22 protein-coding genes, 1 pseudogene and 1 riboswitch are annotated in these 25,505 nt (G+C 72.0%); of the genes and pseudogenes, 15 read left to right on the top strand and 8 right to left on the bottom strand.

Annotated elements, in window-relative coordinates; genetic code table 11:
* Positions 1 to 34: 34 nt before the first annotated feature.
* Together T328_RS20595 and T328_RS20590 are read left to right on the top strand one after the other, a co-directional pair.
* Positions 35 to 1,120 carry a family 43 glycosylhydrolase gene (locus T328_RS20595; protein ID WP_496497580.1) on the top strand — a complete coding sequence of 362 codons (1,086 nt, stop codon included), beginning with the start codon at positions 35 to 37 and terminating at the stop codon, positions 1,118 to 1,120.
* A 98-nt stretch (positions 1,121 to 1,218) separates the two neighbouring features.
* Positions 1,219 to 2,616 (top strand): DUF6055 domain-containing protein, encoded by a 1,398-nt coding sequence (locus tag T328_RS20590; protein WP_496497579.1) that lies wholly within the window; start codon positions 1,219 to 1,221, stop codon positions 2,614 to 2,616.
* Between the two features lie 112 nt (positions 2,617 to 2,728).
* Here the strand turns inward: T328_RS20590 and T328_RS20585 are convergent, their stop codons facing one another.
* Together T328_RS20585 and T328_RS20580 are read right to left on the bottom strand one after the other, a co-directional pair.
* The gene (locus tag T328_RS20585) at positions 2,729 to 2,878 is read right to left on the bottom strand and encodes an ArsR family transcriptional regulator (protein WP_496497578.1); all 150 of its coding nucleotides are present in this window, start codon (positions 2,876 to 2,878) and stop codon (positions 2,729 to 2,731) included.
* 23 nt (positions 2,879 to 2,901) lie between these two features.
* A complete protein-coding gene (locus tag T328_RS20580) occupies positions 2,902 to 4,233 on the bottom strand; it encodes an RNA-guided endonuclease InsQ/TnpB family protein (protein ID WP_496497577.1) in 1,332 nt (443 codons plus the stop codon).
* On the opposite strand from T328_RS20580, the gene T328_RS20575 reads away from it, so the two are divergent.
* The 3 genes from T328_RS20575 to T328_RS20565 all read left to right on the top strand — a co-directional run bounded on the left by T328_RS20575 (position 4,220) and on the right by T328_RS20565 (position 6,923).
* Positions 4,220 to 4,387: an Arc family DNA-binding protein gene (locus T328_RS20575; protein ID WP_496497576.1), complete on the top strand. Its 168-nt coding sequence runs from the start codon at positions 4,220 to 4,222 to the stop codon at positions 4,385 to 4,387. The genes T328_RS20580 and T328_RS20575 overlap by 14 nt on opposite strands.
* A gap of 120 nt (positions 4,388 to 4,507) precedes the next feature.
* Complete coding sequence (locus T328_RS20570; protein WP_496497575.1) at positions 4,508 to 5,998, top strand: family 43 glycosylhydrolase; 1,491 nt, start codon at positions 4,508 to 4,510, stop codon at positions 5,996 to 5,998.
* Positions 5,999 to 6,095: 97 nt separating this feature from the next.
* Positions 6,096 to 6,923, top strand: a complete 828-nt coding sequence (locus T328_RS20565) for an HNH endonuclease family protein (protein ID WP_496497574.1) — start codon at positions 6,096 to 6,098, stop codon at positions 6,921 to 6,923.
* A 7-nt stretch (positions 6,924 to 6,930) separates the two neighbouring features.
* On the opposite strand, the gene T328_RS20560 is transcribed toward T328_RS20565, so the two are convergent.
* Positions 6,931 to 8,472 carry an MFS transporter gene (locus T328_RS20560; protein WP_496497573.1) on the bottom strand — a complete coding sequence of 514 codons (1,542 nt, stop codon included), beginning with the start codon at positions 8,470 to 8,472 and terminating at the stop codon, positions 6,931 to 6,933.
* A gap of 202 nt (positions 8,473 to 8,674) precedes the next feature.
* Here T328_RS20560 and T328_RS20555 point away from each other — a divergent pair, with 202 nt between their 5' ends.
* Positions 8,675 to 9,601 carry an RNA polymerase sigma-70 factor gene (locus T328_RS20555; RefSeq protein ID WP_496497572.1) on the top strand — a complete coding sequence of 309 codons (927 nt, stop codon included), beginning with the start codon at positions 8,675 to 8,677 and terminating at the stop codon, positions 9,599 to 9,601.
* 491 nt (positions 9,602 to 10,092) lie between these two features.
* On the opposite strand, the gene T328_RS20550 is transcribed toward T328_RS20555, so the two are convergent.
* The 3 genes and pseudogenes from T328_RS20550 to T328_RS20540 form a co-directional block, all read right to left on the bottom strand.
* Positions 10,093 to 10,887 carry an SAM-dependent methyltransferase gene (locus T328_RS20550; protein WP_496497571.1) on the bottom strand — a complete coding sequence of 265 codons (795 nt, stop codon included), beginning with the start codon at positions 10,885 to 10,887 and terminating at the stop codon, positions 10,093 to 10,095.
* A 26-nt stretch (positions 10,888 to 10,913) separates the two neighbouring features.
* Positions 10,914 to 11,119 (bottom strand): annotated as a pseudogene (locus tag T328_RS20545) (IS5/IS1182 family transposase); the annotation flags it as partial.
* Positions 11,120 to 11,155: 36 nt separating this feature from the next.
* Positions 11,156 to 11,779 (bottom strand): TetR/AcrR family transcriptional regulator, encoded by a 624-nt coding sequence (locus tag T328_RS20540; protein WP_496497570.1) that lies wholly within the window; start codon positions 11,777 to 11,779, stop codon positions 11,156 to 11,158.
* Between the two features lie 92 nt (positions 11,780 to 11,871).
* Here T328_RS20540 and T328_RS20535 point away from each other — a divergent pair, with 92 nt between their 5' ends.
* The 4 genes from T328_RS20535 (at position 11,872) to T328_RS20520 (ending at position 16,919) form a co-directional block, all read left to right on the top strand.
* A complete protein-coding gene (locus T328_RS20535; RefSeq protein WP_496497569.1) occupies positions 11,872 to 12,999 on the top strand; it encodes a Gfo/Idh/MocA family protein in 1,128 nt (375 codons plus the stop codon).
* 184 nt (positions 13,000 to 13,183) lie between these two features.
* On the top strand, positions 13,184 to 14,326 hold the full coding sequence (locus T328_RS20530) for a DUF6183 family protein (RefSeq protein WP_496497568.1): 1,143 nt from the start codon (positions 13,184 to 13,186) through the stop codon (positions 14,324 to 14,326).
* A gap of 169 nt (positions 14,327 to 14,495) precedes the next feature.
* Complete coding sequence (locus T328_RS20525; protein WP_496497567.1) at positions 14,496 to 15,524, top strand: glycosyltransferase; 1,029 nt, start codon at positions 14,496 to 14,498, stop codon at positions 15,522 to 15,524.
* Positions 15,525 to 15,527: 3 nt separating this feature from the next.
* On the top strand, positions 15,528 to 16,919 hold the full coding sequence (locus T328_RS20520) for a polysialyltransferase family glycosyltransferase (RefSeq protein WP_496497566.1): 1,392 nt from the start codon (positions 15,528 to 15,530) through the stop codon (positions 16,917 to 16,919).
* A gap of 72 nt (positions 16,920 to 16,991) precedes the next feature.
* Here the strand turns inward: T328_RS20520 and T328_RS20515 are convergent, their stop codons facing one another.
* Complete coding sequence (locus T328_RS20515; protein ID WP_496497565.1) at positions 16,992 to 18,122, bottom strand: acyltransferase; 1,131 nt, start codon at positions 18,120 to 18,122, stop codon at positions 16,992 to 16,994.
* 158 nt (positions 18,123 to 18,280) lie between these two features.
* Between T328_RS20515 and T328_RS20510 the strand changes: the two genes are divergently transcribed.
* Together T328_RS20510 and T328_RS20505 are read left to right on the top strand one after the other, a co-directional pair.
* Entirely contained in the window at positions 18,281 to 18,934 is a 654-nt protein-coding gene (locus tag T328_RS20510) for a SurA N-terminal domain-containing protein (RefSeq protein ID WP_496497564.1), read from the top strand.
* A 91-nt stretch (positions 18,935 to 19,025) separates the two neighbouring features.
* Entirely contained in the window at positions 19,026 to 20,063 is a 1,038-nt protein-coding gene (locus tag T328_RS20505) for a nucleoside triphosphate pyrophosphohydrolase (RefSeq protein WP_496497563.1), read from the top strand.
* Here the strand turns inward: T328_RS20505 and T328_RS20500 are convergent.
* Positions 20,050 to 21,285: a cytochrome P450 family protein gene (locus T328_RS20500; RefSeq protein WP_496497562.1), complete on the bottom strand. Its 1,236-nt coding sequence runs from the start codon at positions 21,283 to 21,285 to the stop codon at positions 20,050 to 20,052. The genes T328_RS20505 and T328_RS20500 overlap by 14 nt on opposite strands.
* A 182-nt stretch (positions 21,286 to 21,467) precedes the next feature.
* Here T328_RS20500 and T328_RS20495 point away from each other — a divergent pair, with 182 nt between their 5' ends.
* The 3 genes from T328_RS20495 to eno all read left to right on the top strand — a co-directional run bounded on the left by T328_RS20495 (position 21,468) and on the right by eno (position 25,203).
* Positions 21,468 to 22,514 (top strand): transglycosylase family protein, encoded by a 1,047-nt coding sequence (locus T328_RS20495; protein WP_496497561.1) that lies wholly within the window; start codon positions 21,468 to 21,470, stop codon positions 22,512 to 22,514.
* Positions 22,515 to 22,722: 208 nt separating this feature from the next.
* A riboswitch (cyclic di-AMP (ydaO/yuaA leader) is annotated at positions 22,723 to 22,887 on the top strand.
* Between the two features lie 76 nt (positions 22,888 to 22,963).
* Positions 22,964 to 23,611 (top strand): LysM peptidoglycan-binding domain-containing protein, encoded by a 648-nt coding sequence (locus T328_RS20490; protein ID WP_496497560.1) that lies wholly within the window; start codon positions 22,964 to 22,966, stop codon positions 23,609 to 23,611.
* A gap of 305 nt (positions 23,612 to 23,916) precedes the next feature.
* A complete protein-coding gene (gene eno / locus T328_RS20485; RefSeq protein WP_496497559.1) occupies positions 23,917 to 25,203 on the top strand; it encodes a phosphopyruvate hydratase in 1,287 nt (428 codons plus the stop codon).
* Positions 25,204 to 25,505 lie beyond the last annotated feature (302 nt).

The raw sequence follows: 25,505 nt of genomic DNA, 5'->3' as shown, positions 1-25,505 counted from the left end.
TCGTGCACACACCAGCCAAGAAGGAGGCACCACGATGACGTATCGGAGACCGTTCATCCGACTGGTCTCGGCAGCGGCGGCCCTGCTCCTCACCGCCGGCGTGGCCGCGGCGGCAGACCCGGACTCCGCCCAGCAGTCCGGGTCCGCCGCAAGCGCCGGCAGGGCCCAACCGTCCGAGCCGCCAGCAGCCGTGCCGGAAACCCCGGTCGGCGTCGAGCGCGCGGCCAACCCCATCGTCACCGACATCTACACCGCCGACCCCGCCACGCTCGTCGTCGACGGCACCGCGTACGTCTTCACCGGGCGCGACGAAGCGGCGCCCGGTCAGCAGGAGTTCGTCATGCGCGAATGGCATGCGTTCTCGTCGCAGGCGCCCTCGAACGAGTCGGCAGACTGGGAGCACCACGGAGCGGTCCTCTCGCTCGACACCTTCGCGTGGGCCGGCGCCAACGCCTGGGCCTCCGAGGTGGTGGAGGGCCCCGACGGCCGGTTCTACTGGTTCGTCTCGGTCGACGGCCATACCGACAACGGGTGGATGAACATCGGGGTCGCGGTCGCCGACAACCCGCTCGGCCCGTACCGGGACGCCATCGGCGGGCCGCTGATCTCGGACTCCACCCCGGGCTCCTCCGCGCTGAACATCGACCCGACGGTGTTCATCGACGGCGACGGCGAGATCTACCTGTACTGGGGCTCGTACTGGGAGCCCCGAGCGGCGCGGCTGCAGGACTCCATGACCGCGCTCGACGGCGGGGTCTTCGAGCCGGAGGGTCTGACGGGCTTCTGGGAGGCGCCCTGGCTGTTCGAGCGTGACGGCGTCTACTACATGGCCTACGCCTCCAACTCCGGCGCCGACTGCGTCACCGACTCGGCCTACGCCTGCATCAGGTACGCCACCGCCGATAGCCCCGCGGGCCCCTGGACGCACCGGGGAGTCGTGTTGGACCAGGTGAGTTCGACGACGAACCATCCGGCGATCATGGAGTTCGGCGACCGGTGGCACATGGTCTACCACACGGCCGGCGCTCCCGGCGGCGGCAACTTCCGCCGCTCCGTGGCCGTCGACGATCTGTTCTTCAACCCGGACGGCACCATGCAGAAGGTCGTCCAGACGCCCTGAGCCGACGCCCTGAGCCGACGGCAGCCCCCGCTCCGCCGCGGGCTGCCGTCTCACCCCCCACAGCACTCGCACGGCCCTCCCACAGAAAAGGTGATCCCATGTTCCGCAGACGACACACGCCCGGATTACGGCGCCGGTGGCGGCGCGGCCTCGCCGTGGCCGCCGCGTCAGCGGTGGCTTTCGTGCTCGCGGGCCCGGTCGGCGCCACGCCGACCGGCGCGGCGAGCCCGGCCGCCGCGGCGCCGGACGCACAGGTCCAGGCGAAGCAGACGCGAATACCGCAGTTCATGATCGACGCGGGCGCCTCGACCCAGAACGTCGCCGAGTCCGAGCACTTCGCCGTCCGCTGGGGCGACGCCGTCGACGCCGTCGCGTGGGGACGCGAGCACCGCGGGATCGACAACTACCCGCAGTGGGTCGCGGACCACATGGACGACATCTACGACTACTACGTGAACGAGGTCGGGTTCGTCGATCCCGCCGACCACGACGCCGGGTCCCAGTACAGGATCAATCTCTACCTGTGCGGGACCTGGTCCGGCGACTTCCTGCCGCCCGCCAACTGGGCCGGCCGCGACGACATCGGGCTGGGCCACATGTGCCTGCCCTACGACAAGATCTGGGACGACTGGGTCGAGTCGCACGAGTTCAACCACGTCCTCCAGAACTACGCCGTCGACCTCAACATCGAGGCCGGCCACGGCGGCGGCTGGGGCGCCGGCAACCCGGTGGCCGGGCCCGTCTGGGAGGCGCACGCCAACTACATGGCCCGGATGAAGCGCCCCGAGGTGACCGTCGGATCCGGCTACTACGTCGACCGCCAGCACCGCCGGTGGCTGTCCCAGGAGACGTACTACGGCGACTGGATGCTGTTCAACACCATCCGGGACCTCTACGGGCCGGAGACGATCGACCGGTTCTGGTACGAGGCCGAGCAGGGCGAGCACCCGATCGACACCATCAAACGCGTCCTCAGCCTCGACCACCAGGACTTCGCCCAGCTGATCGCGGAGTACACGTCCCGGCAGGTCGTCTACGACTTCGCCGACGGCGCCGCGATCCGCAGCGACCTCTGGCCCGGCGGCGGGAGCTACCGCCCCCTGCACACCGATCCCCTGCAGAGCCTCGGCGGAAACCAGTACCGCATCGCCGACAGTGACGCCCCGCACCAGTACGGGCACAACGTCATCCAGCTCAATCCGGGCGGCGGTCAGGTGTCCGTCCAGCTGCAGGGCCGGTCCGACCTCTCCGGTGCCGACTGGCGGTTCCGGCTGGCGGCGGTGTCACCCGACTTCTCCGTCCGGTACAGCGACGCCTTCGCACCCGGCCAGACGGCGAACTTCAGCCTCCAGGGCAGCGAGACGCACATGATGCTCGTCGTCGCGGCCACCCCGTCGCAGCACCGCAACTACCCGATGTGGGAGGTCGGGGTCGGAGACCCGTTCCCCTACGAGCTGTCGATCCAGGGCGCGTCTCCGGCACGGGCTGTCGAGTAGCGCCGGTACGGGAAGCAGTAGTAAGCGCGGGTCCGTCCGCCGCCACGCGCCAAGCGGCGGGCGGGCCCGCACACCCCCGGCGGACGACGGGGACGAGGTCGCGCGGCGCGGGTCAGGCGGAGCCCGCCGGGTGCCGGGAGGCGCCGTTGAGCACCGAGTCCAGCAGGCCCGGGAACCGCTCGTCCAGGTCGTCCCGCCGCAGCCGTACCAGCCGCGTGCGGCCCTGGACCGTCGTCCAGGTCACGCCCGCCTCGCGCAGCACCCGGTATTGACATCCTCCCCTTCTTAAGAGAAAGGGATTCCAACCCGGATGGGTTGAGGTTCACGGACGCTCGGATGGCCGGTGGCCGTTGTCGTCCCTCCGGTACCGGCTGTGCGCCGGGGGCGGGGAATCCCGCCCTGTCCTACCGCGACGTTGGTTGCAGCATTGGTGTCCGCGTTGCAGGTGAAGCCGCACTCGGTGCATCGGAACTCGGCTTGGCTCTTGCGCGAGTTCTTGTCGATCCATCCGCAGGCACTGCACCGCAGGGAGGTGTACGGGGCGGGTACGTCCTCGACCCGTCCGGGGGCCTTGTGCTCGGTGCGCTGCCTCAGCAGGCCCCAGCCCTGGGCGAGGATCACCCGGTTCAGACCGGCCTTCTGGCGTACGTTCTTGCCGGGCTGTTCGACCGTGCCCTTGGCGGAGGCGGTCATGTTCGTGATGTTCAGCTTCTCGAACCGCACCACGTCGTAGGTGCGGGCGAGCATCGTTGAGGTCTTCTCGCACCAGTCCTTGCGCCGGTCCGCCTCACGCGCCTTGAGCCGCGCGACCTTGCCGTAGGCGGCGGTCTTCTGCGGGCTGCCTTTCGGGGCTCGGGCGGCGCGGCGCTGGTGTTTGCGGAGCCGGGCGCGTTCCTTGACGGTGAGCTGGGGGCAGTTCAGTGTGCGGCCGTCGGAGAGGGCTGCGGTGATCTTCACGCCCCGGTCGATACCGATGACCTCGCCGGTGCCGGGGGCGTCGATCGGCGCGGGGATGACGGCGAACGCGATGTGCCACCGGGCGTTGCGGAAGGTAACGCGGAACGTCTTCGCGCTCGGCGGCCCGGCGCAGGTGAGACGGAACTTCACCCAGCCGCAGCCGGGCACCTTCACCTGCGCCCACCGGCGGTTGAGCTTCTGTGCCACAACTGAGCGGCCCATGACCTGCCTGCCGGTCCTGGCGTTCAGCTTCGGGGAGCCGTCCGGCTCGTATTCAGGGATGCGGTCGGTGCCGATGACCCTAAAGCCCTCGTGCCGGTACTTCTTGCGCCAGGTCGGCTCGCCGAACCCGGACGTGAAGCGGGCGTTCTTGGCCCTGGCGAAGTCCTTGAGTGCCTGCTGCTGCACGTCCGCGTTCCCGGCGCCGAGCCATTCGTTGTCGCGGCGGGCTTCGGTGAGCTGGCGGCACTGCTCGGCGAAACCAGGCGCGGACTTGCGCCACCTGCGCCAGTGCGCATGCTGCTCGACCGCGAGGTTCCACACGTACCGGGCGTGCGCGCAGTGCACGAGCATCTGCTCAGCCTGTGCAGGCGTCGGGTACATACGAAACCTTGCCATGGCCCCATTGTAGGGCCACACTTGACGGGTGATCAAGTTCAATCTCCGCATGCCCGAAGACCTGTACGACCGTGCCAGGGCTGCCGCCGAAACGGACGACCGCTCCCTGAACTCATGGCTGGTGGCACTGGTGCGAGGGGCGGTTGCGCCCGACGAGACGCCGAATCGCCCCGACGACGGGCGTGGTGAGCCGTAGCGCGACCTCCAGTCGCAACGGGTTGTACAACGTTGAAATCTTCGCTAGAAACCTCTTCAGGCCCGCCCGGCACCGTTCTGCGCACCACATCCCACAGGCACCGCACGGAAGGTACACACCGTGACCCACGCCGTACGCAGACACCGCCGCCGCCCCTGGGCGGCCTTGGCCGCGACGCTGCTCGCCGTCGCCGTGGTGGCCGGCCTCGGCCCGGCGGCGGCCGACCAGGGCCCGGCGGCCGAGCCCCCGCCGGCCGACGCCCCCGCCGACCCGGCAACCGCCCAGCCCGCCGCCGCCGGCCAGTTCCGCAACCCCGTCAACACCGGCGCCGACCCCACCCTCGTGACGTACGAGGGCAACTACTACGTCGCCACCACCCAGGGCGACGCCCTCCGCATCTGGAAGTCCCCCTCCGTCGCGACCCTCCTCACCGCCTCCCCGCACGAGGTGTGGCGCGACAGTGATCCCTCCCGCAACCAGCAGATCTGGGCCCCCGGCCTCTTCCGGGACGGCGGGCGCTGGTACCTCTACTACACCGCCAGCGACGGCAACGACCCCACCCACCGCATGTACGTGCTGGAGTCCAAGGGCGCCGACCCGCTCGGCCCGTACCACTTCAAGGCCAAGGTCGCCGACTTCGCCAACGACCGCTGGGCCATCGACGGCGAGCCCTTCCGGCACGACGGCAAGCTCTACTTCGCCTGGAGCGGCCAGCGCAACGACGGCGTCGGCAACCAGCTCTTCGTCGCCCCCATGTCCAACCCCTGGACCCTCTCCGGCGGCCGGGTCCACATCCCCGCCGACGGCAACTGCCCCGAGGTGCGCGAGGGCCCCACCCCGCTGCACAACGCCGCCGGCCGCCTCTACCTCACGTACTCGGCCTGCGACACCGGCAAGCCCGACTACTCGATCTGGGCCAAGTCCCTGGCCCCCGGCGCCAACCCGCTCGACCCCGCCGCCTGGCGGCAGGAGCCGGGCCCGATGTTCTCGCGCAACGACGGCAGGGGCGTGTACGGCCCCGGGCACCACTTCTTCTTCAAGTCGCCGGACGGCAGCGAGGACTGGATCGCGTACCACGCCAAGAACACGACGACGTTCACCTACAGCTGGCGCACCACCCGGGTGCAGAAGATCGGCTGGACCGCGGACGGCCGCCCGGACCTCGGCACCCCCGTGGCCGCCGGCGCGACCATCGACCTGCCGGCCGGCGACCCGGGCCCGGGCACCACGGCGATCAACGACACCGACCCCGCGGTGACGTACACCGGCAACTGGAACTCCGGCAGCGGGTGCGCCGTGCAGTGCTTCTGGGGCAACGACCACTGGAGCGCGGAGGCCGGCGCCACGGCGACGTTCCGCTTCACCGGGACGCGGCTGGCGCTGCTGTCGGTCAAGGACACCGGCAACGGCATCGCCGCGATCTCCGTCGACGGCGGCGCGGAGCAGCGCGTCGACTTCTACGGCAGTCCGCGCGTGGGCGAGCAGCTGCAGTGGGTGAGCCCCGAACTGCCGCGCGGCGAGCACACGGTGCGGATCCGGGTGACGGGGGAGAAGAACGCCGACGCGAGCGCGGCGTTCGTGTCCGTCGACCGGGCGGAGGTCATTCCGTAGCGGGCGGTTAGCATGCGGAGCCGGGACCCGGCCGGGTCCCGGCTCCGCCGCGCCGACGCCGCGACCGTCCGACGCTCCGACGTGAACTGCGAGTGCCGTGATACGAATACGCCTGCTGCCGCCGCTCCTCGCCGCCGCCTCGGCCGTGACCGTGATGCTGACCGCCGCCGGCTGCGACATCGCGGAGGACCCGGCCGGCAAGCCGCCCGCCGACAACGCCCCCGCCGACCCCGGCCCCTCCGGCCCCAGCTCCTCCGGCCCCGCCTCCGACGAGCCCGCCCCCGGCCGCGCCGCCTCCCCCCTCGACAACCCCGACGGCACCGCCCCCGGCCTCGCCCCCCTCATCACCGCCGCCGACCGCGAGGCCGCACTGCGCGTCATCGACCGCCTCGCCACGAAGTCCCGCGGTCCCGGCACCGGTTACGACCGCGACGAGTTCGGCTACGCCTGGCTGGACACCGCGGCCGGGGTGCCGCTGGCCGGGAACGGCTGCGACACCCGCAACGACCTCCTGCGCCGCGACGGCACGGACATACGGCTGGAGAGCGGCGACGACTGCGTGGTCGAGGCCATGGAGCTGGCGGATCCGTACGCCGGCCGGGACATCGCGTTCGCACGCGGTCCGTCCTCCTCGATGGAGGTGCAGATAGACCACGTGGTGCCGTTGTCGTACGCGTGGCAGCTGGGCGCCGCGCGGTGGGCGGAGGACCAGCGCCGGCAGCTGGCGAATGATCCGCTGAACCTGCTGGCGGTCGACGGCGGCACCAACTCCTCGAAGGGCGACTCCGGTCCGGCGGAGTGGCTGCCGCCCGACGAGGAGGTGCGCTGCGCGTACGGCGTGCGGTTCGCGCAGGTCGCGCTCAAGTACGAGCTGCCGGTGACGGCGGCGGACAAGGAGACGCTGCGGCGCCAGTGCGGTACCTGACCGCGGGTCAGGTACGTGACGGCGAGACATCGGCGTCCAGCACGTCTCCGGAATCCCCGGCGTCCTTCGCCCCGTCCTCGCCGCCGTCCTGCGCGCCGTCCTGCCCTTCGGGGCGCGGGGCGTTCAGCAGCACCGCGACGACCGCCGCACCCACCAGGACGATCCCCGCCGCCCAGGCGCCCGCCGATATGAACCCCTCCAGCACCGCCTCCCTCGCCAACGCCGGGCTCCCGCCCCGCGCTGCGTGCTCGGCCAGGTAGTCCGCGGTCGCACCGGCGGCGATGGCGTTGAGCAGCGCGGTGCCGATCGAGCTGCTGACCTGCTGCGCGGTGTTGACGCTCGCCGAGGCGACGCCCGCGTCGCGCTCGTCGACCCCGCGGGTGGCGCAGTCGAAGGCCACCGGCATGATCATGCCCGCCCCCCAGCCGAGCAGCAGCCCCGCGACCAGCACGCCTTGGACGTAGGGCGTGTCGGTCTCCATGGTGCGCAGCCACAGCATGCCCGCGGCGACCAGCAGCAGCCCCGGCACGATCAGCACCCGCGGCGGCACCTTGGGCAGCAGCCGGGAGGAGAACCCGCCGGCCGAGATCAGCACCACCACGGTCATCGGGAGGAAGGCCACGCCCGTCCTGATCGGCGAGTACCCCTTGACGGCCTGCAGGTAGTACGTCATGAAGAGGAACGCCCCGAACATGCCGACCAGCGTCAGCCCCACGCTCAGATAGGCGCCGCCGCGGGTCCGGTCGGCGACCAGGCGCGGCGGCAGGATCGGGGCCGGTACCCGGCGCTCGACGAGGGCGAACGCGGTGAGGAGCACCGCGCCCCCGGCCAGCAGCCCCAGGACCGGCGCCGAGTCCCACCCGTCGGACTCCGCCCGGCCCGTGCCGTACACGATCGCGACGAGGCCGCCGGTGACCAGCAGCACGCCGGGGATGTCGAACCGGGCCCGGCCCTCGTTCCGCGACTCCTTCAGCAGCGCCTGCCCGCCGACGGCGGCGACCAGGGCGACCGGGACGCTGACGTACAGGCACCAGCGCCAGTTCAGGTATTCGGTCAGCGCCCCTCCCGCCAGCAGCCCGATCGCTCCGCCCATGGCGGTGATGGCGCCCCAGGCGCCGAACGCCTTGGCGCGCTCCTTCGGCTCGGTGAACGTCACCGTCAGCAGCGACAGCGCGGACGGCCCGAGCAGCGCCGCGAACCCTCCCTGCAGGGCGCGGGCGCCGAGCAGCATCCCGAAGCCGTCCGCGGCGCCGCCGAGGGCCGACGCGCCGGCGAAGCCGAGCAGCCCGACGAGGAACGTCCGCTTGCGGCCGGCGTAGTCGGCGATCCGGCCGCCGAGGAGCAGCAGGCTGCCGAACGCCAGGGTGTACGCGGTGATGATCCACTGCCGGTCGCCGTCGGAGATCTCCATGTCCTGCTGGAGCGACGGCAGTGCGATGTTCACGACCGTGCCGTCCAGCACGATCATGAGCTGGGCCAGTCCGATGAAGAACAGCGCGGCCCAGCGGCGCGGATCGGCCTCCGGGGCCTGCGCCTTCGTGGTCTCCATGGCTTCGTCCTCACTCGTGGTGGTGCGCGCCGGCGCGAGTGGTGCGCGCGGCGTCCTGACGGTCACGAGACGACGCCGCCCCGGGTCCCGTAACAGCGCGGGGCGTATGACGCGGGTCACTGCGCGCGGGGTGTGACAAAGCGGCGGCGGGCGGCGTCTAGTGGGTGTGGCGGAACCGGGACGGAACAGGTGGGAGCACGGCATGGGCCGGCGCGGCGCAGGCACGACGGAGGCGGCGGACCGGGCGACGGAGGTGTTCGTCGCCCACCGGAACCTGCTGTTCACCGTCGCGTACGAGATGCTCGGCTCGGCCGCCGACGCCGAGGACGTGCTGCAGGAGACCTGGTTGCGCTGGGCGGGCGTCGATCTGGCCACCGTCCGGGAGCAGCGCTCCTATCTGGTGCGGATCGTCACCCGGCAGGCGCTCGACCGGCTGCGGACGCTCGGCCGCCGGAAGGAGTCGTACGTCGGGCCGTGGCTGCCCGAGCCGCTGCTGACCGCGCCCGACGTCGCCGAGGACGTCGAGCTGGCCGACAGCGTGTCGATGGCGATGCTGCTCGTGCTGGAGACGCTCGCGCCGGTCGAACGGGCGGTGTTCGTGCTGCGCGAGGTCTTCGCCCTGCCCTACGACGAGATCGCCGACGCCGTCGGCAAGACCCCGGCCGCCGTGCGGCAGACCGCCTATCGGGCCCGTGCCCATGTCGCCGCGCGCCGGCCGCACGGCACGGCCTCCCCGGCGGAGGCCCGGGCGGCACTCGAAGCCTTCCGGTACGCGGTGGAGACCGGCGACGTCCAGCGCCTTCTCGACACCCTCGCGCCGGACGTCGTCGCCCTCAGCGACGGCGGCGGCATCCGGCACGCCCTGCCCAGCCCGGTCGTGGGCGCCGACAAGGTGGCCCGCCTGGTGGCCTCGGGGTGGCGGAAGCACATGGCGGGGTGGACGGTCGACGCGGTGGAGATCAACGGCGGCCCGGGGCTGATCTTCCGTCTCGACGGGGAGATCGACGGGACACTGGCGGTCCGGGTCGACGGCGGGTACGTCACCGGCATGTACTACGTGCGCAATCCGGAGAAGCTCTCGCGGGTGGAGCAGGAGACGGCCGTGAGCCGCGGTGTGCTGTTGGGGTAGGGCGGCGGCGGGAGAGCGCCGCTGGTGGGCAGGTCAGGATCCGGTCGACGGCGCCTGCGGTCGTGGACCCCGGTAGGTGCGGCCTCCGCGGCGTGGCAGTGCGGCGGGTACGTCGTCGGGGCCGGCGACGGTTTCGACGGCCACCTGGTAGGCGGGGTATGTAGCGCGGGGGATTGCTGGTGAGCCGGTACATCGTGGCGTGCATGGCGGTGATGCCGCCCAGCACGTCGGCGGCCAAGCGGTGCTCGCCGCGGAGCAGGAGGCGTAGCACGGCCGTGTGCATCCGCTGCTCGATGCCTCGCGCCTTGTCCGCCTGTTGTGCCCGCACTCTCAGCAGTTCGACGGTGGTCCGCGCGATCACCGCTACTCGGGAGGCCGGCACCGATTCACCGGGACCGACGACGAGGACGGCAGCACCAACCCGACGAATCGTCAAGTGCGGGCGATCCCCGAGGTGCTGCGCCTGGTCCGCGCTGTTCGTCGTCATGGGATCACGGGATGCGTGCCACGCCACCCCACCCCGCGCGCTCGGTGGTGCGGCCGGTATTCGCGTCGGGTCGCCAGTTCGGCCAGGACACGAAGCCGGGTTCGACCAGATCAAGGCCCTCGAAGAAAGCCTTCGTCACATCCGGTTCACGCATAATGTAAGGAATGGCGCCAGAGTTGTTGTATTCGTCCTGCACCTTACGATGTTTGGCATCGCTGGCGGTGGAGTGGCTCAGGGACAAATAGCTCCCCGAGGGGACCCGGGCCACGAGGCGGCGTACCAGGCCCAGGGCTTCGTCCCAGTCTACGATGTGCCCTAGCACGTCATTGCTGATCAAGGCGATGGGCCGGTTCAAGTCCAGGGTTTTCGCGGCGCCGTCCAGGACGAGGTCCGTGTCGCGCATATCCGCGAGCACGTAGTCCATAGCACCCTCTAAGGTGCTGTCACCCATGGAATGGACATGCAACAGGACGAGGGGGTCGTGGTCGACGTAGACCACGCGGCTCTCGGGCGCGATGCGCTGAACGATCTCGTGAGTGTTGTTGGCTGTGGGCAGTCCGGCACCTACGTCGAGAAATTGGTGCATCCCGCACTCTCGGGCAAGGTAGGTGACGGTGCGTACCAGGAAGTTCCGTGATTCCCGGACCATCTGCGTCATATCAGGGTACTTGGTGCAGTACGCATCGCCGGCGGCCTTGTCGGCGGCGAACCAGTCCTTGCCGCCCAGCCAGTAGTTCCAGACGCGCGCGCTATGGGGGACGGATACGTCGATGTGGTCGGGTTTTGTCGGCTCGGTCATGACAGTTCCTCTTTCGGCTTGTGGGGTATCAGGGTCCCGTTGACCTGTTCCACGATCCACCGCTTCGGCTGCGGGAGGAATCCTTTGCCCTGGTCGGCCCGGTTGCGGCGGACGACTTCGACGTCCATAGGGCGCCGTGGATGACGACCTCGTCCTTGAAGCCCTGGTCCACCAGGGCCTTCTCCAGACGCCTCCCGTACGTCTCGGCGGCCTGGTTGAGCAGGGCGGTGCCCATGACCCGGCGGAAACGCCGCTCGCGGCATGCCCCTCACTCCTGGCGCGTGCCTGCCGAACCGTCCTCGGCCGGGCGCAGGCCGTCCAGCACGATGCGCAGGTTTCGGCGCCACTGGTCGGTTCTCGCTTCGAGACCGACGGTGTGGTCGGGGGGTATCGCGGTGGCGAGCGCGAACGGGACATCACGCCAGTCGAGGTCACCGCGGATCACGTGCGCGTCTTGCGCCCGCTGGACGAGCTGACGCACCGACTGCTGGAGACGCTTGATCCGTGGGCCCAGATCCAACTGGTCCCCGGCACCGGACAGTGCATCGTGGAGACCGCAACTCGACGCCCTCAACCGTACGTAAAGCTCGGCGAACTCGATGAAACCCCGCCACGGGTCGGGCTCGTCGAGCGCACGACGAGCACGGTCGGTCATCTCGTCGATGGTGTCCATAAGGATCGCCGCCAGTAGTGCATCCAGAGACGGAACCCGCCGATAGAGCGTCCCCAGGCCCACTCCGGCGCGTTGTGCGACGTCGCGGGTCGTGAGGGCGAGCCCTTGCGCATCGAGTGCCTGCCGCGCCGCGGCGATCAGCCGCTCGACGTTGCGTTGCGCATCCGCCCGCGGGCGGGTCTCGCCCTGCGCGAGGAGCGCATCCACTGCGGAGTCCATGCCCGAAGTCTAGCCAACCGGGTCGCCATGCTCCGCTTCTGGTACGCTCCAGAAAATGGAACAGGTTGACCCGCTTATGGGGAGGTGTGGGAATGCCCAAGCAGATCGGCGTGGGGATCCTGGGGGCAAACCCTGACCGAGGGTGGGCCACGCGTGCGCACATCCCCGCGATCACCGCGTCACCCCACTTCGCGCTGACCGCGGTCGCGACCACCCGCAAGCACAGCGCCGAAGCCGCACGCGCACGGTTCGGCGCACGGTACGCGTTCACCGATGCCCGCAGCCTCGCCTCGCACCCCGACGTCGATCTCGTGATCGTCGCCGTGAAGGTGCCCGAACACGTCGAGTTGGTCACCACCGCGCTCGACGTCGGCACACATGTGTACTGCGAATGGCCACTGAGCACCACGGCCGCCGAAGCCGGCACACTGGCCGCCGCCGTCCGCGCCAGCGGGATCCATCACGTCACCGGCTTGCAGGCACGTTTCAACCCGGCGGTCCGCCACGCGCGTGGGATGATCGCGGAGGGTCGCCTCGGGACCGTGCAGTCGGCCACCGTCTACAGCTCCCGCAGCAAAGGGAGCACGCGCGAGGTTCCTGCCTGGACGGCCTACACCTACGATCAAGGAAACGGCGCGGGACTCGTCGAGGTCCTCGGGGGACACACCCTCGACCTCATGCAGCACCTGCTCGGACCCATCCGCGACCTCTCCGCCAGAACAGCCATCCGCACCCCCGAACACCGCCTTGCCGAAACCGGCGAACCCGTCACCGTCACCTCACCCGACCACTTCCTCGCCAGCGCCGAACTCGACAGCGGGGCCGTCATGTCCGTCCATCTGCATGACGGCGAGGCCGCCGCGCCCAGGACACGCATCGAGATCGCCGGCACGGAAGGCAACCTCGCACTCACCTCCGCACCGGAAACCCATCCATGGGCGGCACAGCTGCAGATCGGCCGACTCGATCTCCACGAGTCCCGACCCGACAGCCCGGAGTGGACACCCGTCCCGGTGGGCACGGACGACGCGAGCGCACTGCCGACAGACGCGGCCAACGTCGCACGCCTGTACCGGCACCTCGCGACAGACCTCCGCGAGGGCTCGCACACCACCCCTGACTTCCACGTCGCCCACGAACTGCACAAGCTCATCGAGCAGGCGATACCGCCGAACCACCATGCCGAGTCCGGCCGAAGCAACGAGCACGACCGCATCTGAACATCGCCGCCCTCACCGGCCCTGTCCCTGGACGCGGCCTTGCACAACACTCTTTGGGGTCGCCCGTATGTGGGAGGGCACAACTACGGGTCCGCTGCGGACCGCCTCGCCGTCGCCGGGCTGCTCGACGCGACGGCGTGAAGCCGCCACGTACGCGGCCGGCCGGGCACGTAGGCTCGACGCCGTGACCGACCGGATACAGAAGATCGTCGCGGACCTGCCGACCCTGGACAGCGTCGGGGCCGTGTGGGCGGAGGCGGACGAGCGGCTCGCGCAGGGGGACGCCGTTTTCGCCGCGGACCTCGGGGTCGCCCTCGCCGGGGTGTACGGGAGCGGGGCCGGCGGGGACGTCTGGCAGTACCGCAGCGTCTTCGACCACCTGCTGCGGCTGCTGGCGACGACCCCCGGCCCCGGGAACTGCGCCGCGGCGGTGCGGTTGGTGGCCGCCGCGGCGGACGCCGGGCGCCCCCTGGACCGCCACGCGGCCTCGCTGCTGGCCGGCGGCCAGCCGTCGGGGGAGCTGGCCGCGGCGTTCACGGGGGACGCGCCGGACGAGCTACGGGCCTGCCTGCTGCACGAGATGGTGCTCAGGGGCATCGCCGTCGCCGAGAAGCCGGGGATCGCGGAGTGGGCGGCGGCGTCGCCGTACCTGAGCGGTCATCCGCTGGGCCGGCTGCCGCTGACGCTGTCCGGCACGGAAGGCCGGCCGGCGCTGCCGAGCCACGGGCGCACCGGCAGCGGCAACGCACTGCCGTACGGCGCGCTGGGGCCGGGAGCGGCGGGCGCGCTGCCGGCCGGCGGCGGGGGACACGCACCGGCGGCCGAGGAGACGACGACGGACGCCGGCGCCCGGCTCCTGGCCGCGGCCGTGGCGAACTGGGCGGAGGAGTCCAACGGGCGTGTCGAGGCGCGGGAGTTCCGCCTCGCGGAGCCTTTGGCAGCCCGCGCGGTGCCGGCGGCCCTGCTGTCGCTGGGCCTGGACTGCCTGCGGGAGCCGTCGGCGCGCAACCCCTTCGCCGCCGTGGCCTGTTCGCCGGCCGAGGCGTGGGGGATGCTCTTCGCCGCCGCGTCCACCGGCGGGGCGTACAACTCCGGCCGCGCGGGCGCGTACGGGCGGCTCGCGGCGTGGGAGTCCCTGGCGGCCCTCTCCGGGGCCGCGGAGGGCTCGCCCATGGGGGAGGTGGAGGCACGCGCGGGGGAGTGCGCTTGGTACGGGTTCGTCGCCGACACGGCGTGGTTCGAGCTGGTGGCCTGGGACCTCGCACTGGCCGCGGTCGGCGCGGACGGCCGCCGGCTGGCCGTGCTGGCGGCGACCGACACCGACTGAGCGCACCGAGCGGGCACGCCGACCGAAGCACACAGGCCGGGCACACCCACTGAACACACCGACTGAACGCGCCCGCCACCGCGCACGTTTGCGCGTCGGGCACCGAGAATTCACCCGCCGGCCTCCTGCGCGGCAACCGTTTAAACGATTGCCCTTCTAGCCTTGCGAAGTGCCCAAACTGTCAGTCATCGTGCCCTTTCACAACGTGCAGGACTTCGCCCAGGACACTCTGCGCAGCCTGGCCCGCAACGCCAGACCCGACCGCGAGTTCCTCCTCGTCGACGACTGCTCGACGGACGCCACCCCGCAGATCGTCGACCACGCGTCGCGGACTCTGCCCGGCGCGCGGGTGATCCGGCACGAGACCAACCAGGGCATCGCCCGCGCCCGTAACAGCGGCATCGACGCCGCCCGCGGCGACTACCTGACGTTCCTCGACGGCGACGACTGGTACGCCCCCGGCTACCTGGACGACCTCATCGCCGCGATGGACCGGTACGGCACCGACTTCGTCCGCACCGACCACGTCCAGTCCAACGGCCGCGACCGCGTCGTACGGCGCGCCCCCGCCCGGCGGCGCGACGCGATACTCGCGGCCCGCGACGGCATCGGTCAGGCCAACCTCGAAACGATGGTCGACTACCCCTTCGTCTGGGCCGGCATATACCACCGCCGCCTGTTCCAGGACGGCGCCGGGCGCTTCGCCGACGAGCTGCGTACCGCCGAGGACCGGCTGTGGACCTGGACGCTGCACCTGACCGCGGAGACCTTCGCGGTCACCGGCCTGCTCGGCGTCTTCTACCGGCGCGGCGTGAAGACCTCGCTGACACAGATCAGCGACGACCGCCAGCTCGACTTCATCCCGGCGCACGACGCGATGCTCGACGCCGTCAACGCCCACCCCGAGGCCGCCCGCTTCCTGCCCAAGGCCGTACGCACCTACTGCGCGCTCATCGCCTTCCACCGCGGCAACTCCGACCGCCTGGAGCCCGGCCTCGCCCGGCGCCTGGAGCGTGCCTCCGCCGCGGCGCTGCGCCGCATGCCGCAGGACGTGCTGGACGAGACGCTGCGCGGCATGGACGAGCAGCGCGGCCGCATGCTGCGGCAACTGCGCGCGTCGGGGCGAGGGAAGCCCGGGCGGACGGGCCGGCCGGGGAAGCAGGACAGCAGTACGGGACAGCCGGAAAGGGTCGCCTGAGCCGTGCACGAGCACCGCACCCAGATTTTCGAGGTCTCCACGCTGTACGGGGCGGCGACGCTCGCCGCCGCGCTGGACGCCGGGCAGTTCGGGCCGCGGGCCGGGGCCCGCCGCATCCTGCTCGTCGCCAACAACGCGGCCGTCCCGGAGACCGCGACCCAGCTGTCGGAGATGCACGGCTGGACCCCGGTCGCCGCCCGCTTCGACGAGGTGCTGGACTACAACCGCGAGATCCGCCCGCACCACCCCGCCGCATGGCACCCCCGGGGCGCCGACGCGCCGCTGCTGCAGCGGCTGCTGCGCGCCGCCTGGGACCTCGGCGACGGGCCGCTGGACCTGGTGGTCGAGTCGGTGACCGCGCCGCCCGCGAAGGCGCTCGTCGCGATCTTCGCCGACGCCGACGTGCACGTGTACGCGGACGGCCTGATGAGCTACGGCCCGACCCGCGAGCGGCTGCCGCAGCACGTGGCCTGCCGGGTCCAGCGGCTGCTGCACCTGGACCTGGTGCCGGGCCTTGAGCCGCTGCTGCTCACCGAGTACGGGGTGCCGGCGGAAGTGGTGCCGAACGAGGCGTTCCGCACGGTGCTCGACGAGGTGTCCGCCGCCGCGCCGGGGCTGCCCGCGAGGGCGGACGGCGGCGGTGACGACGGGGGTGGCGGCGACGGCGGGGGCGACGGCGACGGCGGGGGCGACGGCGGCGGTGCGCCCACCGCCGTACTCCTCGGCCAGTACCTCGCCGCGCTCAACATCCTCAGCCAGGCCGAGGAGGAGGCGCTGCACGAGCGGATGCTGCGCGGCGCCGCCGCGGCCGGCCACACCTCGGTCCTCTTCAAGCCGCACCCCACGGCCCCCGCCCGCTACTCCACGGTGCTGCAGAAGGCCGCCGCGGACGCGGGCGTCGCGCTGACGGTGCAGGAGGAACCGATGCTCGCCGAGGCGCTGTACGGCACGCTGCGCCCGCGGCTCGTCGTCGGCTGCTTCTCCACGGCGATGCTCACCGCCGCCACCTGCTACGGCATCCCCGTCGCCCGGGTCGGCACCGAAACGCTGCTGGAGCGGCTGACCCCGTACCAGAACAGCAACCGGATCCCCGTCACCATCGTGGACTCGATCGTGCCGGAGCTGGGCGGCTCCACCGCCGCGAGCGGCCCGGCGCGGGACACCGCCCAACTGGCCGGACTGCTCACGGCGGTGGGGTACTGCATGCAGGCCGACAACCACGCGCGGCTGCGCCCGAGCGCGCAGGAGTGGCTGGCGGTGTATCTGGACGCCGACACGCGCCGGTACTTCAAGCGCAAGCGGCTGACCGCGCTGGGGCTGCCGGGCGGCAACCTCGGCCGGGTGCCGAACGCCCGCAGGGCGCTGGGGAAGGTGCGCAGGGCGCTGACGAAGTAGTAGTAGGAGAAGTAGTAGTAGGAGAAGGGCGCCCGCCCCTGCCCCGGCGGGCGGGGCAGGGGCGGGGTCGCCCTACCCCAGCAGCCGCCGCAGGCCCAGCCGTTGCCACAGCAGCGCCGCGCCGAACGACAGCACCACGCTCGCCGCCCAGATCCCCGCCGTCAGCGCCACCGCCTCGACGCCGCCCAGATCCGCCGACACCACCGGCTCCGCCAGCGTCCGGATCACCATCAGGTGGACGAGGTACGCCCCGAACGCCGCCCCCGCGACGCGCTTCAGGCGCGGGCGCCACCGCTCCGGTACCCGCACCCGGGTCAGCGTCAGCAGCACCGCGCCGGTGAACGCGGCGACGAGTACATGGGCGTTGGGGATCACGTAGCTCACCTGGGTCTGGTAGACGAGCACGCCCGCCGTCGCCGCCGTCGCCACGCCCAGCCACAGCGCCCTGGTGCCCCGCCCGCTCCGCGGGCGCAGCGAGAACAGCAGGGCGCCCCCGGCCGCGTAGACGATCGAGTAGACCCCGAAGCCCCAGCCGAACGACGGCGTCCCCCAGCCGGTCGCCCGGCCCGCGTCGGCCAGCAGGCCGGGGCCGAGGGCGAAGCCGAGGAGCACTGCGCCGAGCCACCACGGGCGCCGGCCGGCGCGCAGCAGGACGACGAAGCCGAGGAGGAGGACGACGGGGACGTAGGCGTACAGGTACCAGAGGTGGTAGGCGGGGCGTACGGTCGCGAACGCCGCGTCCACGGCCAGGTCCCGCAGGGGGTCCTCGTTCGTCTCCCGCAGCTTGCCCCACAGCAGGTAGACGACCGTCCAGACGCCCATGGGGACGACGATGCGCACCATGCGCTGTGCGAGGCGCCGGCCGTCGCGCGGCGGGGCGCCGACGAGGACGGCCCAGCCGGCGATCGCGAAGTACATGGGGACGGCGAACCGGCTGATCGCGTCGGCGGTCATGCCCGCCCAGTACGCGGCGGCGCCGTTCGCCTCCTGGCGGCCCACCGCGTTGATGAACTCCGAGCCGGTGTGCCCCAGGATGACGCCGCACGCGCACAGCAGCCGGATGACGTCCACGTCGTAGCGGTGGCCGGGCGGCCGGGCGGGCGCGGGGCCGGAGCGCGCGGCGTCGGAGCGGGTGGCGCCGGCGTCCTTCGGCGGGGAGGTGGAGGCGGCTGCCGACTGCGTCGGCACGTCGGATACGGTCACTGCCGAACCTTCTTGTGCCGCGGTGTACGGAACATGAATGAAGGCCGAACAGACAAGTCACGGCTGAGCAGTGGTGGCGCCGCGCGCCCCTTGCGTAAGATCGTGATCCGTATCACGAAGTGGCACGCCGCCGCAGAAAAGCAGCCCAGGAGGCCGCCATGCGCAGGACCGCGCTCGCCGTAACCGTCGCCGCGATCGTCGTGGCCGTGCCGCTGCTCAGCTCGTGCGGCAGCGAACCGCGCGCGGGAGCGGCGGCCGTGCTCGGCGACGACGAGCGCATCACCGTCTCGCAGCTGCAGAACCGGGTCGCTGACGTACGCGAAGCGCAGAACGCCAGCCCCCAGGCCGACGAGATGATCAAGCAGAGCGGCGACCTCAGCGTGGACACGCTGAACTCGATGCTCCAGGGCCGGGTCATCGAGCAGGCCGCGGAGAACCACGGTGTGACGGTCCCCCGCGGCGAGGTGCAGCGCACCCGCCGGGACGAGGCGGAGTCGGTCGGCGGCGAGAAGCAGCTGCAGGCGATGTACCTGCAGCAGTACGGCATCGCGCCGGAGGCGCTCGACACCCACTACGAGCAGCAGCTCAAGGTGCAGGGGCTGGTGGAGAAGCTGGGCATCAACCCGCAGACGCAGGAGGGTCAGGCGCAGCTCGGGCAGCTGCTGATCGACGCGTCGAGGGACCTGGGCATCGACGTCAGCCCGCGGTACGGCGAGTGGGACAACGAGCAGGTGCGGCTGTCGCAGGCCGACACCCCGTGGATCAAGCAGGTCAGCGCCACCGCGGAGGGCGACGTCGCGCCCCAGGGGTGAGCCGGCGGCGCGGCCGGGCCGAGGGCCGTAACAAGATCGTGTACGGGCCGGCGGTGCGGGAGTGTCAGTGGCGTCGGTTACGGTCGGGGACGTGACCGGCCGCATCGTCCTGTTGACCACCACCCACCGCATCGCCCCCGGGCTGCTGTCCTGGCCCGCGTGGGAGGTGCTGCGCGGCGCCGACCGCGTGCTGTGCGCCGACGCCGCGCACCCGCAGCTGCCGTATCTGCGCGAGGCGGGCGTCGCGGTGGAGACCGCCGAGCCCGACGCGCGCGAGCTGGCCGACGCCTGCGCCGCGGGCGCCACCGTCGTCGTGGTCGCCGGGGCGGAGGGCGAGCCGCGGCTGACGGACGGACTGGCGCGGCTGGCCGGGTCGGGGCGGGTGGAGATGCCGTCGCTGGAGCTGCTGCCCGGGTCGTACGACCTGCCGGGGGCGCGCCTGGTCGACGTGGTGCAGGTGATGGACCGGATCCGGCGCGCGTGCCCCTGGAGCGGCGGGCAGACGAGCGAGGGGCTGGTGAAGTACGGCCTGGAGGAGGCGTACGAGCTGGTCGAGGCGATCGAGTCGGGGGACGCGGAGGCCGTCCGCGAGGAGCTGGGGGACGTGCTGCTGCAGGTCGTCTTCCACGCGCGGATCGCGGAGGAGGACCCGGACGCGCCGTTCTCCGTCGACGACGTGGCGGGCACCCTCGTGGAGAAGCTGGTCCGCCGCCACCCGCACGTCTTCGGCGACGCGGTGGCCGAGACCCCGGCCGACGTCAAGGCGCACTGGCTGCGCGAGAAGGCCGTGGAGAAGAGCCGTACGTCGGTCACCGAGGGCGTGCCGCCGGCCCAGCCGGCGCTGTCGCTGGTGGCGAAGCTCGCGGGCCGGGCCCGCACGGCGGGGCTGGACGTGCCCGCGGGCCCCGCGGACGGCTTCGGCGCCGAGCTGCTCGCGCTGGCGCTGCGGGCCGAGGCGCAGGGCGTCGACCCGGAGACGGCGCTGCGGGCGGCGGCGCGTACGTACCGGGAGGCGATCCGCGCCGCGGAGGCCGCGGATGCGGGGGATGCGGCGGACGGGGCGGATGCGGCGGATGCGAGGGACGGGGCCGCCGAAGGCACCGAGGGCTCCCCGGTCAGCGAGGAGTGAACTCCACCGGCAGCGTCCGCAGCCCCCGCATGATCAGCCCGCCGCGCCAGCGCAGCTCGCCCGGGTCGCCGGCCGGCCGCAGATCCGGCAGCCGGGTCAGCAGGGTCGCCAGCGCCGTCTGACCCTCCAGCCGGGCCAGCGGCGCGCCGAGGCAGTAGTGGATGCCGTGCCCGTAGCCCAGGTGCGGGTTGTCCCGGCGCGCCAGATCGAGGGTGCCGGGGGCGTCGAACCGGGCCGGGTCGCGGTCCGCCGCGGCGAGGACGACGAGGACGGGATCCCCTTCCGCGACGGCGACCCCGCCGATCTCCAGCGCCTCGGTCGCGTACCGCCACGTGGCCATCTCCACGGGCCCGTCGAACCGCAGCAGCTCCTCCACGCCCGTCTCCAGCAGCCGGCGCTCGCCGCGGGCCAGGGCGGCCTGCAGCGCGGCCCGCTGCCCGGGGTGGCGCAGCAGGGCGTGGGCGCCGTTCCCGATCAGGTTGATCGTGGTCTCGAAGCCCGCGAAGAGCAGCACGAAGCACATCGCCACGACCTCTTCCTCGGTGAGCTGTTCACCGTGGTCGGAGGCGCGGATGAGGGCGGAGACGAGATCGTCGCCGTCCCCCAGCCGCTTCTTGTGGATCAGCTGGGCGAGATAGCCGCGGATCTTCTTCACCGCGCGGGCGACGCCGCCGCGCGGCCCCTTGCCGTGGCGGATCATCATGCCCGCCCAGTCGCGCAGGTCGTCCTGGTCCTCGCGGGGGATGCCGAGCAGGTCGCAGATCGCGTAGATCGGCAGCGGGAACGCGAACTCGTGGATGAGGTCGGCGCTGCCGCGGCCGGCGAACCCGTCGATCAGGCCGTCCGTCAGCTCCTGGACCCGCGGGGCGAACCCGGCCACGCGCCGGGGCGTGAACGCCTTCGACACCAGGCGGCGCAGCCGCGTGTGGTCGGGCGGGTCGATGTTCAGCAGGTGGGGCGTCAGACCCGCGCTGCGCTCGCCGGGGATGCCGGTCTTGCTCTTGCCCTGCGCGTCGTCCGCGTGGTGCACCGGGTTCTTCGACAGCCGCGGATCCGCCAGCGCCTGGCGGGCGTCGGCGTAGCGGGTCACGAGCCACGCCGCGACGCCGCTGGGGAGCGTCGTCCTGCGTACGGGGGCGTGCTCGCGCAGCCACGCGTACGCGGGATAGGGGTCGGTGGCGAACTCCCAGCCGAACAGCTCGGGGACGGGCGCGGTGGTCACGACCCGACCGTACCCGGGGGCGGTTGGCGGCCGACGGGTGGCGGTCACGGGACCGAACCGGTGCGCTTCGGACGTTCTCTGTGATCTGCGCGTGACTCTCAGGCGATCAACTTGTGATCGCGGGTACTTCGGTATTAGGTTCGGCCACTGGTTCGAACACACAGGGAACGAAAGGCACTCGCATGCGCTCGGGTAACGGACGCCACCGACGTCCCCGCCAGGCCCCCGCGTTCGTCGTCGCCGCCGGTGCGACCGGGGCGGGTCTCGCCCTGCCGCTGCTGGGCGCGAGCGGCGCGAGTGCCGCCGACGCCGGTACGTGGGACCGGGTCGCCGAGTGCGAGAGCGGCGGGCTGTGGAGCGCCGACGAGGGCAACGGGTACTACGGCGGCCTGCAGTTGACCATGCAGATGTGGCAGGAGTACGGCGGCGAGGAGTTCGCCTCGCAGCCCGACTTCGCCAGCCGGGCGCAGCAGATCACGGTCGCCGAGCGCATCCTCGCCGGCATGGGCGCCGACAAGGCATGGCCCGAGTGCGCCGACGACGCCGGGCTGGCCGGCGACGACACGCAGCCGGAGGTCAACCCCGGCGCCGAGCTGCCGCTGCCGCCCACGACGCCGCCCACGCTCGCCCCCGACCCCGGGGCCACCGACGACGCGGGCGGCTCGCAGGACGAAGACGAGAACGCAGACGCAGACGAGAACGAGGACGAGGCCGGGCGTACGGACGGCGAGGGCGACCGCGAGGACGGCGGCGGCAAGCACCGCGGCTCTCAGGACCCGTCCGAGGAGCCCAGCGAGGACGCCGAGGGCGCCGAGGGCGCAGACGCCTCCGAGGGCACCGGCCGGCACCGCGCCCCGGACTCCTCCGCGACCCCCACCCCCACCCCGTCCGACGCCCTGCCGTCGACCGGCGCCCCCGAGCCCCCGCGCGAGGCCGTCGAGACCCCGGGCACCTCCCAGTCGCCCGACGCGACGGAGCTGCCCGGCCCGGGCCGGGAGTGGATCGCCGAGATCCCCGGCGACGTGGAGGAGCCCGAGGACGACAGCGAGGCCGGCGAGTCCGGCGACAGCAGTTATACCGTCCGACCGGGTGACACCCTCACCGAAATCGCCACGGAGCATTCGCTTGATGGCGGATGGTCCGAGTTGTACGACGGAAACAAGAACTCCCTCGGCACGGACCCCGACAACATCCAGCCTGGTCAGGAACTCGAATTGAGCGGCAACTGACCCGGTAACAGGAGAAGTCCACGCGGATTAGTCATATTTGACGTAATCGGCTGACCGGGCTAGCTGACGGGCGGAAAACCGGGCGCGGCGCTTTCCGAGGTCTTTGAATCGCACACGCCTATGTGCTTACCGTCACATCGCTCGCCAACGCGAGCCCCGGTGATCGCCTCACGCCGAATCCTGTCGGCGTTCACCCGGGCCATCTGTGCTTGAAGCACCGCTGACAGGAGCGGGGGACCCACGGTAGGTGCCGGACCGGTCCAACGAGAAGGCGGACCGGACGGCTTGGGGTCAAGCCGCACGCTCGACGTACGGCCGGGCACTCACAGCCCGCACCCGACAGCTCACCTCGCAGGCGTCGGTGAGAAAAGAGCATCATGCTTATTCCTGCCGGAACGGGTAAGCACCGCCGCCCCGCCGCCGAGGCCCGCCTTGGCGCACACTCCCGCATGGCCGTTCTCGTGAGCGCCACCGGAACCGCCATCGGGCTGCCGGTAGTGGGCGCGCACGACACGGTCGCGGCCCCGATCGATACCTGGGAACGGGTGGCCGCCTGCGAGTCCGGAGGAAATTGGGCGACGAATACCGGAAACGGCTATTTCGGCGGCGTCCAGTTCTCCCAGTCGAGCTGGGAGGCCGCCGGCGGCAGCGGTTACGCCCCGCGCGCCGACCTGGCGACGAAAGAGCAGCAGATCGCCGTGGCCGAGCGGCTGCTGACCATGCAGGGTCCGGGGGCGTGGCCCAACTGCGGTCCGCGCGCCGGCCTGGCCGCCGGCGGTCCGGCGACCGGACGGATCGCCCCGCCGGCGCCCCAGGAGGCGCCGGAGCAGCAACCGCAGCAGCCGCAGGCCCCGCAGGAGGCTCCGCAGGAGGCCCCGCAGGGCACCGAGGCCCGCGGCGCCGGCGAGCAGACGCAGCCGGAGTCCCGCACGGTCTTCCGGGGCTTCTACTACGAGGTCCGCGAGGGCGACACCCTCGACGACATCGCCCGGCGGCACGGCGCGGACAGCTGGCAGCAGCTCTACGAGGAGAACAAGTCGGTCGTGGGCGCGGACCCGGACCTGATCCGCCCGGGCCAGAAGCTGAAGGTGAGTTAGTCCCGCGCCGGGCGGGCCGGGCCGGACCGGACCGGACTACGAACCGTGGCCCGCCCGCCCGCCAGCCAGCCGTGGACGCGCCCGCGCGGTGCGGCGCGGCCGTCCCGGCCCGTCCGGTGCGCGGGCCGGGACGACCAGGCCGTACGGCGCCCGCACCGTACGACGACCACGCCGTACGGCGCCCGCCCATACCGTCTCGTACCGCGGAATGCGGCCGGGTACGCGCCGGGTACGCGCCGGGGCCGTCACCCGGGGCGGCTAGGCTCAGGGCGGAACCCGTAGCGAATCGCTCCGAAGGAGACACCGTGCCGTCGATCGACGTCGTCGTAGCCCGCGAGATTCTCGACTCCCGCGGCAACCCCACGGTCGAGGTCGAGGTCGGCCTCGACGACGGCAGCACCGGCCGTGCTGCCGTCCCGTCCGGCGCCTCCACCGGCGCCTTCGAGGCCGTGGAGCTGAGGGACGGGGACAAGGCCCGCTACGCCGGGAAGGGCGTGGAGAAGGCCGTGCTCGCCGTCATCGAGCAGATCGGCCCCGAACTCGTCGGCTACGACGCCACCGAGCAGCGGCTCATCGACCAGGCGATGTTCGACCTGGACGCCACCCCCGACAAGTCGTCCCTCGGCGCCAACGCCATCCTCGGCGTCTCGCTCGCCGTCGCGCACGCCGCCTCCGAAGCCTCCGACCTCCCCCTCTTCCGCTACCTCGGCGGTCCCAACGCGCACGTGCTGCCCGTGCCGATGATGAACATCCTCAACGGCGGCAGCCACGCGGACTCCAACGTCGACATTCAGGAGTTCATGATCGCGCCGATCGGCGCCGAGTCGTTCTCCGAGGCCGTGCGCTGCGGCGCGGAGGTCTACCACCAGCTCAAGGCCGTCCTCAAGGAGCGCGGCCTGTCCACCGGCCTCGGCGACGAGGGCGGTTTCGCGCCGAACCTCGACTCCAACCGGGCCGCGCTGGACCTGATCATCGAGGCGATCCAGAAGGCCGGCTACACCGCCGGCCAGGACGTCGCCCTCGCGCTCGACGTCGCCGCCTCCGAGTTCTACAAGGACGGCGTGTACGTCTTCGAGGGCAAGGAGCGCTCCGCCGCCGAGATGACGGAGTACTACGAACAGCTCGTCGCGGACTACCCGCTGGTCTCCCTGGAGGACCCGCTGTTCGAGGACGACTGGGCCGGCTGGGTCGTGCTGACCGAGCGCCTCGGCGACAGGGTCCAGATCGTCGGCGACGACCTCTTCGTCACCAACCCCGAGCGGCTGCAGCGCGGCATCGACGAGAACGCGGCGAACGCCCTGCTGGTCAAGGTCAACCAGATCGGCTCGCTCACCGAGACCCTGGACGCCGTCGAGCTGGCCCAGCGCAACGGCTTCAAGTGCATGATGTCCCACCGCTCCGGCGAGACCGAGGACGTCACCATCGCCGACCTGGTCGTCGCCACCAACTGCGGCCAGATCAAGTCCGGTGCCCCCGCCCGCTCCGAGCGGGTGGCGAAGTACAACCAGCTGCTGCGCATCGAGGAGATCCTCGACGACGCCGCCGAGTACGCGGGTCGCAGCGCCTTCCCCCGCTTTCGAACGCTTGACTAGTTTTCACGCTTCAGGGTGGAGGCGAAGGGCGTTCTGGCCCTGGCGTCCCGTGGGCCGCGACGCCGCTGCTACGGTCGGCTTGTCTGACAACGGAGTTTGGCGGACCTACCGCCGGACGGGCGGAAAGTAACGCCTGTGGAGGCCCATGTAAGACCCGCTCCTCTCGGGGAGACGGCAAGGGCCCGCGAAGCAGGAACCCAAGGGGGCACCACGCAGTGGTGCCGGCCGAAATCGCCTGCCGCCAGGCAGACGAGGGCGTCAAAAGAACGGCTGACCGGCGACATCGGCGGCGGACGCACCCG

The organism is Streptomyces sp. CNX435, from assembly GCF_059570575.1.
The sequence above is the reverse complement of the archived record's forward strand: the minus strand, read 5'-3'. Positions and strand labels throughout refer to the sequence as shown.

What these genes read in the sequence shown, in the direction of transcription:
- T328_RS20595 (WP_496497580.1), top strand. Translation starts at nt 35, where the DNA reads ATGACGTATCGGAGACCGTTCATCCGACTGGTCTCGGCAGCGGCGGCC.
- T328_RS20590 (WP_496497579.1), top strand. Translation starts at nt 1,219, where the DNA reads ATGTTCCGCAGACGACACACGCCCGGATTACGGCGCCGGTGGCGGCGC.
- T328_RS20560 (WP_496497573.1), bottom strand. Translation starts at nt 8,472, where the DNA reads ATGGAGACCACGAAGGCGCAGGCCCCGGAGGCCGATCCGCGCCGCTGG.
- T328_RS20555 (WP_496497572.1), top strand. Translation starts at nt 8,675, where the DNA reads ATGGGCCGGCGCGGCGCAGGCACGACGGAGGCGGCGGACCGGGCGACG.
- T328_RS20550 (WP_496497571.1), bottom strand. Translation starts at nt 10,887, where the DNA reads ATGACCGAGCCGACAAAACCCGACCACATCGACGTATCCGTCCCCCAT.
- T328_RS20540 (WP_496497570.1), bottom strand. Translation starts at nt 11,779, where the DNA reads ATGGACTCCGCAGTGGATGCGCTCCTCGCGCAGGGCGAGACCCGCCCG.
- T328_RS20535 (WP_496497569.1), top strand. Translation starts at nt 11,872, where the DNA reads ATGCCCAAGCAGATCGGCGTGGGGATCCTGGGGGCAAACCCTGACCGA.
- T328_RS20510 (WP_496497564.1), top strand. Translation starts at nt 18,281, where the DNA reads ATGCGCAGGACCGCGCTCGCCGTAACCGTCGCCGCGATCGTCGTGGCC.
- T328_RS20495 (WP_496497561.1), top strand. Translation starts at nt 21,468, where the DNA reads ATGCGCTCGGGTAACGGACGCCACCGACGTCCCCGCCAGGCCCCCGCG.
- T328_RS20490 (WP_496497560.1), top strand. Translation starts at nt 22,964, where the DNA reads ATGGCCGTTCTCGTGAGCGCCACCGGAACCGCCATCGGGCTGCCGGTA.